The 15,543-nt window shown below is 47.4% G+C and carries 15 protein-coding genes; 11 read left to right on the top strand and 4 right to left on the bottom strand.

Annotated features, from left to right (window positions below):
• Nucleotides 1–46: 46 nt before the first annotated feature.
• From GNE05_RS14770 to GNE05_RS14740, 8 genes are all read left to right on the top strand, one after another.
• Complete coding sequence (locus GNE05_RS14770; RefSeq protein ID WP_007408053.1) at nucleotides 47–1,234, top strand: acetate kinase; 1,188 nt, start codon at nucleotides 47–49, stop codon at nucleotides 1,232–1,234.
• Nucleotides 1,235–1,334: 100 nt separating this feature from the next.
• Nucleotides 1,335–1,847 (top strand): MogA/MoaB family molybdenum cofactor biosynthesis protein, encoded by a 513-nt coding sequence (locus GNE05_RS14765; protein WP_007408054.1) that lies wholly within the window; start codon nucleotides 1,335–1,337, stop codon nucleotides 1,845–1,847.
• 152 nt (nucleotides 1,848–1,999) lie between these two features.
• Complete coding sequence (locus GNE05_RS14760; RefSeq protein WP_003152428.1) at nucleotides 2,000–3,211, top strand: argininosuccinate synthase; 1,212 nt, start codon at nucleotides 2,000–2,002, stop codon at nucleotides 3,209–3,211.
• Nucleotides 3,208–4,584: an argininosuccinate lyase gene (gene argH / locus GNE05_RS14755; RefSeq protein ID WP_160182917.1), complete on the top strand. Its 1,377-nt coding sequence runs from the start codon at nucleotides 3,208–3,210 to the stop codon at nucleotides 4,582–4,584. The genes GNE05_RS14760 and argH overlap by 4 nt, the downstream gene beginning before the upstream one ends.
• A gap of 73 nt (nucleotides 4,585–4,657) precedes the next feature.
• Nucleotides 4,658–4,786: a hypothetical protein gene (locus GNE05_RS21415; protein WP_007408056.1), complete on the top strand. Its 129-nt coding sequence runs from the start codon at nucleotides 4,658–4,660 to the stop codon at nucleotides 4,784–4,786.
• A 137-nt stretch (nucleotides 4,787–4,923) separates the two neighbouring features.
• Nucleotides 4,924–5,691 carry an SDR family oxidoreductase gene (locus tag GNE05_RS14750; RefSeq protein WP_095272590.1) on the top strand — a complete coding sequence of 256 codons (768 nt, stop codon included), beginning with the start codon at nucleotides 4,924–4,926 and terminating at the stop codon, nucleotides 5,689–5,691.
• A 60-nt stretch (nucleotides 5,692–5,751) separates the two neighbouring features.
• A complete protein-coding gene (locus GNE05_RS14745; RefSeq protein ID WP_007613083.1) occupies nucleotides 5,752–6,438 on the top strand; it encodes a metal-dependent hydrolase in 687 nt (228 codons plus the stop codon).
• Nucleotides 6,439–6,576: 138 nt separating this feature from the next.
• Entirely contained in the window at nucleotides 6,577–7,893 is a 1,317-nt protein-coding gene (locus tag GNE05_RS14740) for a CBS domain-containing protein (protein WP_007408058.1), read from the top strand.
• A gap of 28 nt (nucleotides 7,894–7,921) precedes the next feature.
• Here GNE05_RS14740 and GNE05_RS14735 read toward each other — a convergent pair whose 3' ends face one another.
• On the bottom strand, nucleotides 7,922–8,224 hold the full coding sequence (locus GNE05_RS14735) for a YtpI family protein (RefSeq protein WP_014418625.1): 303 nt from the start codon (nucleotides 8,222–8,224) through the stop codon (nucleotides 7,922–7,924).
• Nucleotides 8,225–8,340: 116 nt separating this feature from the next.
• On the opposite strand from GNE05_RS14735, the gene GNE05_RS14730 reads away from it, so the two are divergent.
• The gene (locus GNE05_RS14730; RefSeq protein ID WP_014418624.1) at nucleotides 8,341–9,282 is read left to right on the top strand and encodes a DHH family phosphoesterase; all 942 of its coding nucleotides are present in this window, start codon (nucleotides 8,341–8,343) and stop codon (nucleotides 9,280–9,282) included.
• A gap of 17 nt (nucleotides 9,283–9,299) precedes the next feature.
• Here GNE05_RS14730 and GNE05_RS14725 read toward each other — a convergent pair whose 3' ends face one another.
• The 3 genes from GNE05_RS14725 to GNE05_RS14715 form a co-directional block, all read right to left on the bottom strand.
• Nucleotides 9,300–9,491, bottom strand: a complete 192-nt coding sequence (locus tag GNE05_RS14725) for a YtzJ family protein (protein ID WP_003152436.1) — start codon at nucleotides 9,489–9,491, stop codon at nucleotides 9,300–9,302.
• A 105-nt stretch (nucleotides 9,492–9,596) separates the two neighbouring features.
• The gene (gene ytrI, locus GNE05_RS14720) at nucleotides 9,597–10,100 is read right to left on the bottom strand and encodes a sporulation membrane protein YtrI (protein ID WP_007408062.1); all 504 of its coding nucleotides are present in this window, start codon (nucleotides 10,098–10,100) and stop codon (nucleotides 9,597–9,599) included.
• Entirely contained in the window at nucleotides 10,097–10,438 is a 342-nt protein-coding gene (locus tag GNE05_RS14715; protein WP_003152438.1) for a sporulation membrane protein YtrH, read from the bottom strand. The genes ytrI and GNE05_RS14715 overlap by 4 nt, the downstream gene beginning before the upstream one ends.
• 142 nt (nucleotides 10,439–10,580) lie before the next feature.
• Here GNE05_RS14715 and dnaE point away from each other — a divergent pair, with 142 nt between their 5' ends.
• Complete coding sequence (gene dnaE / locus GNE05_RS14710) at nucleotides 10,581–13,919, top strand: DNA polymerase III subunit alpha (RefSeq protein WP_127010359.1); 3,339 nt, start codon at nucleotides 10,581–10,583, stop codon at nucleotides 13,917–13,919.
• A gap of 139 nt (nucleotides 13,920–14,058) precedes the next feature.
• Nucleotides 14,059–15,291 (top strand): NADP-dependent malic enzyme, encoded by a 1,233-nt coding sequence (locus GNE05_RS14705; RefSeq protein ID WP_007613079.1) that lies wholly within the window; start codon nucleotides 14,059–14,061, stop codon nucleotides 15,289–15,291.
• Nucleotides 15,292–15,543 lie beyond the last annotated feature (252 nt).

Below are 15,543 nucleotides of genomic sequence, written 5' to 3'. Positions count from 1 at the left end.
AAAAAGAACGAACAAACGAAGAAGAATTTTGATAGGAGCGTCATTTATGTCTAAAATTATTGCAATTAACGCAGGAAGCTCATCTTTAAAATTTCAGTTATTCGAAATGCCTTCAGAAAAGGTGCTAACAAAAGGTTTAGTAGAACGGATCGGTATCGCCGACAGCGTTTTCACAATCTCTGTTAACGGCGAAAAAAATACAGAAGTGACAGATATTCCGGATCATGCGGTTGCGGTGAAGATGCTGCTTCACAAGCTGACTGAATTCGGTATTATAAAGGATTTAAATGAAATTGACGGAATCGGCCACCGTGTGGTTCACGGCGGAGAAAAATTCAGCGATTCTGTTTTGCTTACGGATGAAACAATCCGTGAGATTGAAGAGATTTCAGAACTAGCGCCGCTTCACAACCCGGCTAACATCGTCGGCATTAAAGCCTTTAAAGAAGTGCTTCCGAATGTGCCTGCGGTTGCAGTGTTTGATACGGCGTTCCACCAAACGATGCCTGAACAATCCTACCTGTACAGCCTACCGTACGAATACTACGAGAAATACGGCATCCGCAAATACGGTTTCCACGGCACATCTCATAAATACGTGACACAGCGCGCAGCTGAGCTTCTCGGCCGCCCGCTTGAAGATTTGCGTCTGATTTCCTGCCACCTCGGTAACGGCGCAAGTATCGCGGCCGTAGAAGGCGGAAAATCCATTGATACGTCAATGGGCTTCACACCGCTTGCGGGTGTTGCGATGGGAACACGTTCAGGAAACATCGACCCTGCATTGATTCCGTACATTATGGAAAAAACGGATCAGACGGCAGATGAAGTATTAAATACGTTAAATAAAAAGAGCGGACTGCTTGGCGTATCCGGTTTCTCCAGCGACCTTCGCGATATCGTAGAAGCTTCAAAAGAAGGAAACGAAAGAGCGGAAACGGCTCTTGAAGTGTTTGCAAGCAGAATCCATAAATACATCGGTTCTTACGCTGCGAGAATGAGCGGCGTTGACGCGATTATTTTCACTGCGGGTATCGGTGAAAACAGCGTTGAAGTCAGAGAACGCGTGCTTCGCGGCTTAGAATTCATGGGTGTATATTGGGATCCTGCGCTGAACAACGTGCGCGGCGAGGAAGCGTTTATCAGCTACCCTCACTCTCCTGTCAAAGTCATGATCATTCCGACTGACGAAGAGGTCATGATCGCACGCGACGTTGTCCGCCTTGCACAGTAATGATCAAAAAAAGCACATCCTTTTAGGGTGTGCTTTTTTATTGAATGCCCCAGAATCAAACGTTACGATATGTTTATTACATAAACGATGAGGTGAAGCAATGAGTGTGCATGAACATAAACAAGAAGCCCCGTCAGCCGTGCGCTGCAAGGTGATTACAGTCAGCGACACGAGAACGAAAGAAACCGACAAGAGCGGGCGCGTCATGATGGACTTCCTCAGGGAAGCGGGATTTGAAACGGTCGCTTATGACATTGTTAAAGATGAAAAAGATGAATTGCAGAAAGCCGTTTTATCCGGCTGTATGGATGAATATACAGATGCGGTGCTGTTAAACGGAGGGACGGGCATTGCCGAAAGGGATGTCACAATTGAAGCGGTCACGCCGCTGTTTTCAAAAGAACTCCCGGGATTCGGCGAGCTGTTCCGCATGCTGAGCTATACGGAGGACATCGGTTCCGCCGCCATTTTGTCCAGAGCGGCAGCGGGTGTGATCCAAAATACCGCAGTCTTCTGCACGCCCGGCTCCTCAGGCGCCGTAAAGCTTGCAATGAGTAAACTGATTATTCCTGAACTGCCCCATGTGCTCCGGGAAATCCGAAAAGATTTATAAATGTATAAAAAGGCTCTGCTCCGCTCAAAAAATTGGGTGGGGTTTTTTTTATAAAAGGCTTGAAAAAACAGAATTTACTTGTTACAGTGTATACATACAAAATGCATTTTTATTAATTAAAACTAATTTTTATACAAAAGGGAGCTTTTAACATGGCAGAACAAAAAAAGGTTGTATTGGCATACTCAGGAGGTCTTGATACTTCTGTAGCGATAAAATGGCTGCAAGAACAGGGATACGATGTTGTTGCCTGCTGTTTAGACGTAGGGGAAGGAAAGGATTTGGCATTCGTTCAGCAAAAAGCGCTGGAAGTAGGCGCCGTAAATTCCTATGTGATTGATGCGAAAGAAGAATTCGCCCGGGAGTACGCGCTCATTTCTATGCAGGCCCATACAATGTATGAAGGCAAGTATCCGCTCGTATCTGCACTATCCCGTCCGTTAATCGCGAAAAAACTCGTTGAAGTCGCGGAAAAGGAAAACGCGGTGGCCGTAGCGCACGGCTGCACGGGAAAAGGCAACGATCAGGTGCGTTTCGAAGTATCCATTAAATCATTAAATCCTGATCTGGAGGTCATTGCTCCGGTCCGTGAGTGGCAATGGTCGCGTGAAGAAGAAATTGAATATGCCGCAAGCCGCGGCATACCGATTCCGATCAATCTTGACAGCCCGTATTCCATCGACCAGAACCTATGGGGACGCGCCAATGAATGCGGTATATTAGAAGACCCGTGGGCGGCGCCGCCTGAAGGGGCATATGACCTGACAGCATCTCTTGAAAACACGCCGGACGTTCCGGAAATCATCGAAATCGCATTTGAAGCCGGTGTTCCGGTTTCAATCGACGGCGTAACCTACCCGCTCGCTGATTTAATTCTCAAGCTGAACGAGACTGCCGGAAAACACGGCATCGGCCGGATTGACCATGTGGAAAACCGCCTGGTCGGCATTAAGTCCCGTGAAGTTTATGAGTGCCCGGGCGCCATGACTTTAATTACGGCTCACAAAGAGCTTGAGGATCTGACTTTAGTGAAAGAAGTGGCCCATTTCAAACCGGCAATTGAACAAAAACTGTCTGAAATCATCTATAACGGTTTATGGTTCTCGCCGTTAAAAGACGCGCTGCTTGCATTCTTGAAAGAAACCCAAAAACACGTCACCGGCGTCGTGCGCGTCAAACTGTTTAAAGGCCATGCCATTGTAGAAGGACGTAAGTCGGAATATTCACTCTACGATGAAAAACTTGCGACATATACAAAAGACGATGCTTTTGACCATCACGCGGCAATCGGTTTCATTGAGCTTTGGGGGCTGCCGACAAAAGTAAACAGCATTGTGAAAAAGAAGGAGCAGATTGAAGCATGAAGAAGCTTTGGGGAGGCCGTTTTCAAAAAACACCGGAAAAGTGGGTCGATGAGTTCGGCGCATCCATCACATTCGACCAAAACTTAGTCAAAGAGGATATTACAGGGTCTCTCGCTCATGCGGCAATGCTGAAAAAATGCGGCATTCTGACGGAAGAAGAAGAAGGCGCCATCCGACAGGGGCTGCAGACCCTCCTGCAAAAAGCAGAGGAAGGAACGCTTGAATTCTCTGTTGATTATGAAGATATCCATTTGAATATTGAAAAAATGCTGATCGAAGAAATCGGACCGCTAGGCGGCAAGCTCCATACCGGCAGAAGCCGGAATGACCAGGTGGCGACCGACATGCATTTGTATTTGAAAGATCATGTCTCACATATCATCGTGCTGATTGAACAGTTCCAAAAAGCGCTGATCGAAAAAGCGGAGGCCAATGTCGAGACCATTCTGCCGGGGTACACCCATTTGCAGCGGGCTCAGCCGATTTCTTTCGCCCACCATCTGCTTGCTTATTTTTGGATGCTTGAACGGGATAAAGAGCGTTTTCGCGATGCTATGAAACGGATTAACATATCGCCGCTCGGATGCGGGGCGCTTGCCGGAACCACGTTTCCGATAGACCGTAACTATTCGGCGGAGCTGCTCGGTTTTGACTCCATTTATGAGAACAGTCTTGACGGAGTCAGCGACAGAGATTTTATTCTCGAGTTTTTAAGCGGCAGCAGCATGCTGATGATGCACCTTTCGCGTTTATCAGAAGAAATCATTCTATGGTGCTCGCAGGAATTCAGATTCATTGAACTGGATGATACGTATGCGACGGGAAGCAGCATGATGCCGCAGAAGAAAAACCCCGACATGGCGGAGCTGATCCGCGGTAAAACCGGACGCGTATACGGTGATATGATGGGGCTTTTCACGATTATGAAAGGGCTCCCGCTCGCTTACAACAAAGACCTGCAGGAAGATAAAGAAGGCATGTTTGACACGGTGAAAACCGTTGAAGGAAGCCTTCAGATTTTCACGGGCATGATTGAAACGATGAAAGTAAACAAAGACATCATGAAACAAGCGACAAAACAAGATTTTTCAAACGCGACGGAACTTGCCGATTATTTAGCTAAAAAAGGCATGCCGTTCAGAGAAGCGCATGAAGTGGTCGGCAAGCTTGTGTACAGCTGCATTGAAAAAGGACTCTATTTAAGTGATATGGCATTTGAAGAATTCCTTCAAGCCAGCAGTCTCTTTGAAGAAGACATCTATACCGTGCTAGATCCGCATCATGCGGTTGAAAAAAGAATGAGCGCCGGCGGAACGGGTTTTCAGCAGGTAGAACAGGCGCTCGTAAAAGCAAAAGCCTGCGCCGGCATTTAATTTGCTGAAATTTCCTTCATATTTTCCCGTCATATCAGACACCCTACATCTATAAAGATGGGAGGTAGAAGGAATGCGCAAAGAACAAGACCGTTACATCTATGATGAAAAAGAAAGTGAAGAAACGGCCAGGCTCATCTCAGAGGCATACGAAAGCGGTTATGTCGGCATGGAGGAAGCCTCTGCTCCTTCAGAAAATTAAGCTGTCTGTAAAGACGGCTTTTTTTTCGTGCGGACGAAGTGCAAAAAAGTGATATTGCCGTTTGTTTATAGTAAAGTAGAGGGAGAAACGTCTTGATTTTATTGAAGCGGCAACGTTGCCTGGGGAGGGTATTCAATGTGCGACATGCTCTAATCACTGCCGGTACAAAGGGATTGGGCCGAAAAGTGACTGAAATGCTTCTGGAAAAAGGCTTTTCTGTCACAGTGAATTACAGACAAGACGAAGAAGCGGTCGCCTGTCTGAAGGCGGATTATCCCGGGTGCCATGACAGATTGCAATTCGTTAAGGGCGATGTAACCCGGAAAGAAGATCTCATTCGGATCGCCGATGCAGCCCTTCAGCGGTTTGGAAGGATTGACATACTGATTAACAATGCCGGGCCGTACATATTTGAGCGCAAAAAGCTAGCCGATTACTCCGATGACGAATGGTATGACATGCTTGAAGGGAATTTAAGCGCCGTTTTCCATCTATTTAAAGCGGTTATCCCGGTCATGAGACAGCAGCGGTTCGGCCGGATTATTACATACGGTTTTCAAGGAGCGGACCATGCCCCCGGCTGGCTTCACCGTTCCGCTTTCGGAGCGGCTAAAGTCGGATTGGCTTCGTTAACGAAAACCATTGCGATTGAAGAAGCCGAATCAGGCATTACGGCCAATATGGTCTGCCCGGGTGATATTGTAGGAGATATGAAAGAAGCGTCTATAGAGGAAGCAAGACGGAAAATCGGCAAAGAAAAGACGCCGATCGGCAGGTCCGGAACCGGAGAGGATATTGCGAGAATCATCGCCTTTTTATGTGAGGAAGATTCCGATCTTGTAACCGGAACGGTCATTGAAGCAACAGGCGGGCTGAATGTGATTAACAGGCATCAATCCCTGTAAGTTTTTTCGTTTGTCAAAAAGGGAACTTGATAAATATTAATTTTTTATGAGGTGAAAACGATGAAAGTGACTTATCACGGACATTCTGTCATTCAAGTGGAAACGAAAACCCATAACATTATTTTTGATCCGTTTCTGACCGGAAACAGTCTGACAAATTTGAAACCGGAAGAAGTGAAAGCGGATGTCATCCTGCTTACTCACGGACACAATGACCATGTCGGAGATACAGAGCAGATCGCTAAACAAAACGATGCGCTCGTCATTGCGCCGAACGAGCTTGCCGTTTATCTCGGCTTTAAAGGTTTAAAGGTCCACCCGATGCATATCGGCGGGGCGCGCCAATTTGATTTCGGCAAAGTGAAACTGACACAGGCATTCCACGGATCGGCGGTCACTGATGAAGAAAACAAAACCATTACGTACACGGGGATGCCGGCCGGGATTTTATTGACGATTGACGGCAAAACGATTTTCCACGCCGGAGACACGGCGCTGTTCTCAGATATGAAACTGATCGGGGAACTGAATCACATTGACCTGGCGTTTCTGCCGATCGGTGATAACTTCACCATGGGCCCTGAAGACGCGAAACTCGCGGCTGAGTGGCTGAGAGCGAAACAGGTCGTTCCCGTTCATTACAATACATTTCCTGTCATTGAACAGGACCCTGACGCTTTCGCCGAAAGTCTGCCCGGAGGCGTCGGCAAAGTCATGGCGGCCGGCGAGACCATTGAGCTTGCCTGACATATGTGTCAAAGACCTTCTGAATCAAGCATTCAGAAGGTCTTTTTGTGATGCCGCCTTTTTTCGGGCGTCTCATTGCGAATGAATCCCCCGTACCCTTATAATAAAAGCAGAAGACTGTCCTTAGAGGTGAAACGCTTGGCAACAAAGCATGAACAAATCCTATCATACATAGATTCGCTTCCTGTCGGTGAAAAAATTTCGGTCAGAAGAATTGCGAAAGAAATGAAAGTCAGTGAAGGAACGGCTTACAGAGCCATTAAGGAAGCCGAAAACAAAGGATTCGTTTCCACTATTGAACGTGTGGGGACCATCCGGATTGAACAGAAGAAAAAAGAAAATATTGAAAAGCTGACATACGCCGAGGTCGTCAATGTGATAGACGGCCAGGTGCTCGGCGGAAAAGCCGGTCTGCATAAAACGTTGAATAAGTTTGTGATCGGCGCGATGGAGCTTGACGCGATGATGCGTTATACGGCGGCGGGGAACCTGTTAATCGTCGGGAACCGAATCAACGCCCACCGCCAGGCGCTTGAGGCGGGCGCAGCTGTTTTGGTAACGGGAGGGTTTAATACCGACGACAGCATTATCGAGCTGGCCGATATGCTTGAGCTTCCGATTCTCTCTACGAGCTACGATACCTTTACGGTAGCCGCGATGATCAACCGGGCGATCTATGATCAGCTCATAAAAAAAGAGATTGTGCTCGTGGAAGACATTTTGACGCCCGCAGATCGGACAGTGACGCTGTCCCCTAAGGATAAGCTGGAGAAATGGTACGAAAAGAACTATGAAACCGGACACGGCCGCTTCCCGGTTATCGATCAGCAGATGAAAATCCACGGAATCCTCACATCGAAAGATATCGCGGGGCATGACCGGTCAGTTCCGATTGAAAAAGTAATGACTAAAAACCCTGTCACGGTGATCGGGAAAACATCTGTCGCCTCAGCGGCTCAAATGATGGTTTGGGAAGGAATTGAAGTGCTTCCGGTGACAGACGGGCATCACAAACTGATCGGAATGATCAGCCGCCAGGATGTCTTAAAAGCGCTTCAAATGGTTCAAAAGCAGCCTCAGGTCGGTGAAAAGCTGGATGATATTGTTTCAAGAGGATTTAAAGAAGAGGAAGATGACAAAACGCCGGCCGTTTATCAATATGAAGTCACGCCGCAAATGACCAATCAGCTCGGCACGATTTCTTACGGGGTGTTTACGACGATTTTAACCCAGGCCGCCAGCCGATTTTTACGCTCCCGCAAACGCGGCGAGCTGGTCATTGAAAGCATTACGATTTTCTTCTTGAAGCCCGTACAGATGGAGTCGGTCATTGAAGTGAAACCGCGCATTTTAGAGGCGGGCCGGAAATTCGGGAAAATGGAAGTGGAAGTGTCAAGCCAAAGCGGCATCGTTTCAAAAGCGATGCTCATGGTGCAGCTGATGGAGAGAAGTTAAGGGACGCACCCGGGTCCCTTTGCATTCATTATGCGTGGTCCCTCTCCGCTTCCTTTGCATGGATGGGCTCATAATGCTTATAGGCTCTATACCCGGCCCATGCGCTGCCTGCTCCGATTAAAATGAAGACGCCGCCGATGACCAGGGTCAGGACGGAGTGAAACAGAATCATTTGGTTTACTCCGTACAAAAGCACCAGCGCACCTAATGCCATACTTGATTTAGCCGAAAAACATTCCTTCTCCAGCGCCCGTTTCGTCTGGATTCCTTTTACTTTGTAATACACGTAAAAGCAGGCAGAAAGCCCGATGAGAAAAACAAAAACCAGCATAAATGAAATCCTCCATTATATGAGTTTGCAAAACCGTTTATACCGTTACTGAAAGATTTTCCTTTTCCATGGATAAAGAGTATGATTAAATGAATAAAAACGAAAAGGAGAAAACGATGAAATCCGAACTGATCAGAACCATATCATTATATGACACCATTATCTTACATAGACATGTGAGGCCTGACCCGGACGCCTACGGTTCACAGTGCGGCCTTACGGAAATCCTGCGGGAAACGTATCCCGAAAAAAATATTTTTGCCGTCGGACAGCCTGAGCCGTCCTTGTCTTTTTTATATTCCCTCGATGAGGTGGATGACGAAACCTATAAAGATGCTCTTGTCATCGTGTGCGACACCGCAAACCAAGGCAGGGTCGACGATCAGCGCTACCATTCCGGCGCAAAGCTCATGAAAATAGACCACCATCCAAATGAAGATCCGTATGGCGATCTGTTATGGGTCGATACGAATGCAAGCTCCGTAAGCGAAATGATCTATGAGCTGTACCTGGAAGGAAAGCAGCACGGCTGGAAACTGAATACGAAAGCAGCTGAGCTGATCTACGCGGGTATCGTCGGTGATACGGGGCGCTTCTTATTCCCGAACACCACAAAAAAGACATTAAAATACGCGGGAGAGCTCATTGAGTTCCCATTTTCATCATCAGAGCTGTTCAATCAATTGTATGAAACAAAATTAAATGTGGTGAAGCTTAACGGCTTTATTTATCAAAATGTGTCACTGTCTGAAAACGGCGTCGCTTCCGTTTTCATTAAAAAAGACATTTTGGAGACATATGGAACCACCGCTTCTGAAGCGTCGCAGCTTGTCGGAACACTCGGAAATATTTCGGGTATCCGCGCTTGGGTGTTTTTCGTAGAAGAAGACGATCAAATCAGAGTCCGGTTCCGTTCAAAAGGTCCGGTCATCAACGGAATTGCCCGGAAATACAATGGCGGCGGACATCCGCTTGCGGCCGGCGCATCCATCTTCAGCTGGGATGAAACCGATCAGATTCTTGCTGATCTGGAAGAGATATGTAACGAACACAAGTAGAGGGGAGACCCTCTTTCTTAGTGTTCATCTGTCACGGGGATGAACCAGCAGCCGAATTCAGTCAGGTCTTCGTAGACGCGGAGATTACAGATTTGGAGTTCTTTTTTTATGAGGGAAGCGAGTGTGTCTGTTTCTGCATATGCGGAATAGCCTTGTCTGATTCGGGCTGCATGATCTTTTGCCAAGCGTCGTTCACTAAAAACCTCCATTTTCCCTTCCTCCCTTCAGAATCATTGAAAATGTCTCATCTACAGTTTATAAAAAAGCGGAGAAAAAAGCGACAGATCTATGGAAAATTTTTAAAAATGACATAATTACGTCGCAAAAGAAATATGAATTTCGACAGACAATCTCGTATAAATCGTCAGTTCCTTTACTTCAGCTTTAAATTCCTTCTCATTTATGGTGTATATTTTGTTTTCGATCGTCCGTTTTAAAAGCTCCTTTGTTTTATACACGCTTTCAATATCCTTTGTGATGACTTCAGAAATATTATCTTTCACTTGTTCCTCAAATTTCATCTTGTCAGGCTGGGCGATTCTGTATTTTTCCCCATTGATCAGCTTCACATCAACACTTTGGATGAGCAGCCTTTGCTTATTATCCTCATTTAATTTATGAAGATCTTTCTGATAGATGGAGATTTGGTTTTTTAAATCCCGCGCGTGCTCCCGCTGCTTTTCAATTAACGTCACCTGTTCTTCCTGAAACGTTCCGTATGTAAACAGAAAGAACAGCCAGCTGACGATGGCTCCGCACATCATTCCCGCAAAAAAACGCTGCCATCCCGGTTTTTTATAATACTCGGGAATTCTCATGATGACATATTCTCCTGGGTCAGCCATGAAATAATCAGCCAGCCGGTCTGCGCGCCGCCCATTGCTGAAATAATTAAAAGAAGCTGTTTGAAGATGTCGCGCGTGTTGCCTTCAAACAGCCCCCGCTCGAAACTGTATACCGCGTCAAATGTTCCCCCGATGGCCGCGACAAGCGCCCAGATCTTCAGCCTGTTCGCCAATTTTGTGATCGCCGTCAGCGGAGGCTCGCCTGATAAATAAGCTCCGAGGCCGCCGATCAGCGCGCCGCCGAGCAACACACCGAGGGCGATAAAATAACTGCTGATGAAATTCGCCATAAATCCGGCTTCCTGATCCATATATACACCACCTCACTTTTCTATCATATTGAGCGAAACGGACAAGTATGATGATGAGTCAAAAAAGAACATTTGTTTCTTAAGAAAACCCGTCTTATAATGTAGAAAGGCAAAATGAACGTATGGGAAAGGAGTGGCGGCATTGTCTTTTGTTCACCTGCAAGTACATAGCGGCTACAGCCTGTTAAACAGCGCCGCTTCTGTAAAAGAGCTTGTTGCACAAGCGAAGGAACTCGGATATTCATCATTGGCGCTGACGGACGAAAATGTGATGTACGGCGCCATTGAGTTTTATAAAGCATGCAAATCAAACGGAATTAAGCCGATTATCGGTCTGACGGCTTCTATATACACGGACGATACGGAGCTTGAAGCACACCCGCTCATTCTTTTAGCAGAGACAAACACGGGATATCAGAACCTGGTGAAAATCTCAAGTGCGCTGCAATCCATGGCAAAGGGCGGTATGAAGCGAAAATGGATGAAGAGCTATCATGAGGGGCTGATCGCCATTACGCCCGGTGAAAACGGGTACATTGAAAGCCTGCTTCAAGCCGGGAAGTTTGAAGAAGCGGTCCGGGCTGCCAAAGGTTTCCGGGAGCTGTTCGGAGACGGCCGTTTTTATTTAGGGTACCAGCCGTTTAAAGGACATGAGACGTTATCAGAAGAGATTCTCCGCCTGTCAGCCGAAACGGAAATCGCTGTCTGCGCTGCGGGGGATGTCCGTTATATCAAGAAAGAAGATCAAGATGCGTACCGCTGTCTGTGCGCTATTAAAGCCGGAGAGAAATGGGAGGATCAGAGCGGGAATCTGCCGGACTTATACTTGAGGACGCCTGAAGAAATGGCAGAGTTTTACACGCGGCAGCCGGAAGCGATTGAAGCAGCCGCGCGTATCGCCCGGCAATGCCGGGTCGATGTCAGCCTCGGACAGACACAGCTTCCGTCTTTTCCGGCGCCGGACGGCAAATCAGCCGATGACTATTTGGCGGAGATCTGTCATGAGGGGCTGCGCCTCCGTTTCGGCACTCCTGATGAGCGCGCTGTCCGCCGGCTTGAATATGAGCTGGACGTCATCAGGCGCATGAAATTCAGTGATTATTTTCTCATCGTATGGGACTTTATGAAGTACGCGCATGAAAAGGGCATTGTGACAGGCCCGGGAAGGGGGTCCGCGGCAGGCTCGCTTGTCGCTTACTCCCTTTTCATTACCGACGTGGATCCGCTTAAACATTCTCTGCTGTTTGAGAGGTTTCTTAATCCCGAGCGGATCAGCATGCCGGATATTGATATCGATTTCCCTGATACGAGAAGGGATGAGGTCATTCAGTATGTGCAAAATAAGTACGGGGCCATGCACGTCGCCCAGATTATCACCTTCGGGACATTGGCCGCCAAGGCGGCGTTAAGGGATACCGGGAGAGTGTTCGGAATCAGCCCGAAAGAAGCCGACCAGCTTGCCCGCCTGATTCCGTCAAAACCGGGAATGACGCTTGAGGAGGCGAGGCGGCAGTCCGCTCAGCTGAACAGGCGGCTGTCCGAATCCGCCGTTCTTCATAAAGTGTTTCAGATCGCAAGGAAAATTGAAGGTCTTCCGCGGCACACGTCAACACACGCGGCGGGGGTCGTTCTCAGTAAAGAGCCGCTTTCTGAAGTTGTCCCTCTTCAAGAAGGGCATGACGGCGTATATTTAACGCAGTATGCGATGGATCACTTGGAAGATCTCGGTCTTTTAAAAATGGACTTTTTAGGTTTGCGCAACCTGACGCTTATTGAATCCATTAAAACGATGATTGAAAAAGAGACGAATACGAAAATTGATTTTTCCGAGATTTCTTATCAGGATGAAAAAACGTTCTCGCTATTGTCAAACGGTGATACGACGGGTATTTTCCAGCTGGAATCATCAGGAATGAGAAACGTGCTGAAACGCCTGAAGCCGTCAAGACTGGAAGACATTGTCGCGGTTAACGCGCTTTACAGGCCGGGACCGATGGAAAATATTCCGTTATTTATCGACCGGAAGCACGGGCGGGCGCGTGTGGAAGTGCCGCACGAGGACGTAAGAAATATTCTCAGTGACACTTACGGCGTCATCGTCTATCAAGAACAGATAATGATGATCGCTTCGCGCATGGCAGGGTTTTCATTAGGTGAAGCGGATCTGCTCAGACGGGCTGTCAGCAAAAAGCAAAAGGACATTCTGGACAGAGAGCGAAGCCATTTTGTTGAAGGGTGCTTAAAAAAGGAGTATTCTGTAGTCACTGCAAACGAGGTCTACGATCTGATTGTAAAATTCGCTAACTACGGATTCAACAGAAGCCATGCTGTCGCATACAGCATGATCGGCTATCAGCTCGCCTATTTAAAAGCCCATTATCCGTTATATTTTATGTGCGGGCTGTTGACGAGCGTCATCGGCAATGAGGACAAAATATCGCAATATCTGCATGAAGCGAAGGGGAGCGGGATTCAAGTCCTTCCGCCGTCAATAAACAAAAGCGGTTTTCCGTTTGCGCCGGAAAACGGAGCCGTCAGATACAGTTTGCGGGCCGTTAAAAACGTAGGCGTCTCGGCAGTGAAAGATATTTATAAAGCAAGAACACATAAACCGTTCGAGGATCTTTTCGATTTCTGCTTTCGCGTACCTGCAAAAAGCGTGAATCGGAAAACCATCGAAGCCCTTATATTTTCTGGCGCCATGGACGAATTCAATCAAAATCGCGCAGCCTTGCTGGCCTCCGTTGATGTGGCTTTAGAGCACGCTGAACTTTTTCGTGCAGACGATGACCAAATGGGATTGTTTTTGGAAGAATCGTTCTCCATTAAGCCAAAATATGTAGAGGCTGAGGAATTTCCGCTCGTGGACAAGCTTCGGTTCGAAAAAGAAGCTCTCGGTGTTTATTTCTCAAGCCATCCTTTGTCTGCTTTCAGGGATCTCCTGAAAAAACGGGGGGCGCAAGCGATCACAGCAGCGCGGCAGATGCCGAAGGGGCAGCTGTCAATCGGCGCTTTGCTCGCGGGCATCAAAACGATTCGGACAAAGACAGGTCAGCATATGGCGTTTCTCACATTAAGCGATGAAACGGGAGAAATGGAAGCCGTCGTGTTTCCTGACCAATATAGAAGGCTGTCTCCGCTGTTAGAAGAAGGCGCGCTTTTATTCGCCGCCGGGAAAATGGAAGAGCGTCAGGAGAAGACACAATTCATCATGTCATCCGCCTCTCTTCTTGAGCAGACGGAGGCAGACAGAGCGCCGTCTGTTTACATCAAAATCGAAGGCAGCCGGCACAATCAGGAGTTTTTGGAAAAGATGAAGCGTATTTTACTGGAGCATAAAGGGGAAACCGGCGTTTATCTTTATTATGAAAAAGACAAGCAGACGATCAGGCTGCCGGATACTTTTCATATTCAGGCGGACCATCAGGCGTTATACCGTTTAAAAGAGCTGCTGGGCCGCGAAAACGTCGTGTTAAAATAGTGGTAACAATAATCGTTTTGTTATACAATTGAAACAATTGTGCTATCTTATTTAAAGATTCTGAAATTTTTCACCTCCAGCGATTGTACCAGTCTATGCGGCAGAATATGTAACAAAGTACTTAAAAGGAGTGTTTAGAATGTCATTAAGAGAAGAAGCGTTACATTTACACAAAGTAAATCAAGGAAAGCTGGAATCAAAAGCAAAGGTAGAAGTCAGAAACGCGGACGACTTAAGCCTTGCCTACTCTCCCGGAGTAGCTGAGCCTTGTAAAGAGATTTATGACGATAAAAATAAAGTATATGATTATACAATGAAGGGGAACATGGTAGCAGTCGTAACAGACGGATCAGCCGTTCTCGGTCTCGGTAATATCGGGCCTGAAGCTTCTCTTCCGGTCATGGAAGGGAAAGCGGTGCTGTTCAAAAGTTTCGCGGGCGTGGATGCATTCCCGATCGCGCTTGACACAAACGATGTGGACAAAATCATTGACACTGTGAAGCTGCTTGCACCGACATTCGGCGGTGTCAACCTTGAAGATATTGCGGCGCCGAACTGCTTCATTATCGAAGAGCGCCTGAAAAAAGAAACAAACATTCCGGTTTTCCACGATGATCAGCACGGCACTGCCATCGTAACCGTTGCCGGACTTGTAAACGCGCTGAAATTATCAGGAAAATCCATGTCATCCATTAAAGTTGTGGCAAACGGAGCGGGAGCGGCAGGCATCGCGATCATCAAGCTTCTTTACCATTTCGGCGTACGCGACATCGTAATGTGCGACTCTAAAGGGGCGATTTACGAAGGGCGTCCGGCCGGCATGAACGCAGTGAAAAACGAAGTGGCGAAGTTTACAAACCAAGACCGCAACGACGGTTCGCTGCAGGATGTCATTAAAGATGCAGACGTCTTTATCGGCGTATCAGTCGAAGGCGCGCTGACGAAAGAAATGGTGGAAAGCATGGCGAAAGATCCGATTATCTTCGCAATGGCCAACCCGAATCCGGAAATCATGCCTGAAGACGCGCGCGCAGCCGGCGCAAGCGTAATCGGAACAGGCCGTTCTGATTTCCCGAACCAGGTCAACAACGTTCTGGCATTCCCTGGAATTTTCCGCGGCGCGCTTGACGTTCGCGCGACTCACATCAACGAAGAAATGAAAATTGCTGCGGTTGAAGCGATTGCTTCCCTCGTTTCAGAGGAAGAATTAAGCGCTGATTATGTCATCCCGGCTCCATTTGACAAACGTGTGGCTCCTGCCGTTGCGAAAGCTGTTGCGAAAGCAGCGATGGAAACGGGCGTCGCCAGAATTACGGTCGATCCTGAGGAAGTGGCTGAAAAAACAAGACAGCTCACAGTCATCGGCGAATAATAACACAAAAATGAAATGGCAGCGCGTTGGAAAAAAACAACGCGCTGCTGTTCAATATACGGACTGCTGGCATTTTTTTAAGGGCAGGTCTTAAAAAAATTTCAGCAGAATCCTTATTTCTTTTGAAAACGCTGACAGATAAGGCTGAACAACGCTTTTTACGGTATGAAATCCGTCCGTTTCCGTCTGTTTTGCAGCAAAAAATGTCGAATGGAGGATGACACCGTTTGACAAAAAAAGTACAATAGTTTC

The organism is Bacillus sp. AM1(2019) (assembly GCF_009906915.1).
Lineage (GTDB): Bacteria > Bacillota > Bacilli > Bacillales > Bacillaceae > Bacillus > Bacillus velezensis.
The sequence above is the reverse complement of the archived record's forward strand: the minus strand, read 5'-3'. Positions and strand labels throughout refer to the sequence as shown.

What these genes read in the sequence shown, in the direction of transcription:
- GNE05_RS14770 (WP_007408053.1), top strand. Translation starts at nt 47, where the DNA reads ATGTCTAAAATTATTGCAATTAACGCAGGAAGCTCATCTTTAAAATTT.
- GNE05_RS14765 (WP_007408054.1), top strand. Translation starts at nt 1,335, where the DNA reads ATGAGTGTGCATGAACATAAACAAGAAGCCCCGTCAGCCGTGCGCTGC.
- GNE05_RS14760 (WP_003152428.1), top strand. Translation starts at nt 2,000, where the DNA reads ATGGCAGAACAAAAAAAGGTTGTATTGGCATACTCAGGAGGTCTTGAT.
- argH (WP_160182917.1), top strand. Translation starts at nt 3,208, where the DNA reads ATGAAGAAGCTTTGGGGAGGCCGTTTTCAAAAAACACCGGAAAAGTGG.
- GNE05_RS21415 (WP_007408056.1), top strand. Translation starts at nt 4,658, where the DNA reads ATGCGCAAAGAACAAGACCGTTACATCTATGATGAAAAAGAAAGTGAA.
- GNE05_RS14745 (WP_007613083.1), top strand. Translation starts at nt 5,752, where the DNA reads ATGAAAGTGACTTATCACGGACATTCTGTCATTCAAGTGGAAACGAAA.
- GNE05_RS14735 (WP_014418625.1), bottom strand. Translation starts at nt 8,224, where the DNA reads ATGCTGGTTTTTGTTTTTCTCATCGGGCTTTCTGCCTGCTTTTACGTG.
- GNE05_RS14730 (WP_014418624.1), top strand. Translation starts at nt 8,341, where the DNA reads ATGAAATCCGAACTGATCAGAACCATATCATTATATGACACCATTATC.
- GNE05_RS14725 (WP_003152436.1), bottom strand. Translation starts at nt 9,491, where the DNA reads ATGGAGGTTTTTAGTGAACGACGCTTGGCAAAAGATCATGCAGCCCGA.
- ytrI (WP_007408062.1), bottom strand. Translation starts at nt 10,100, where the DNA reads ATGAGAATTCCCGAGTATTATAAAAAACCGGGATGGCAGCGTTTTTTT.
- GNE05_RS14715 (WP_003152438.1), bottom strand. Translation starts at nt 10,438, where the DNA reads ATGGATCAGGAAGCCGGATTTATGGCGAATTTCATCAGCAGTTATTTT.
- GNE05_RS14705 (WP_007613079.1), top strand. Translation starts at nt 14,059, where the DNA reads ATGTCATTAAGAGAAGAAGCGTTACATTTACACAAAGTAAATCAAGGA.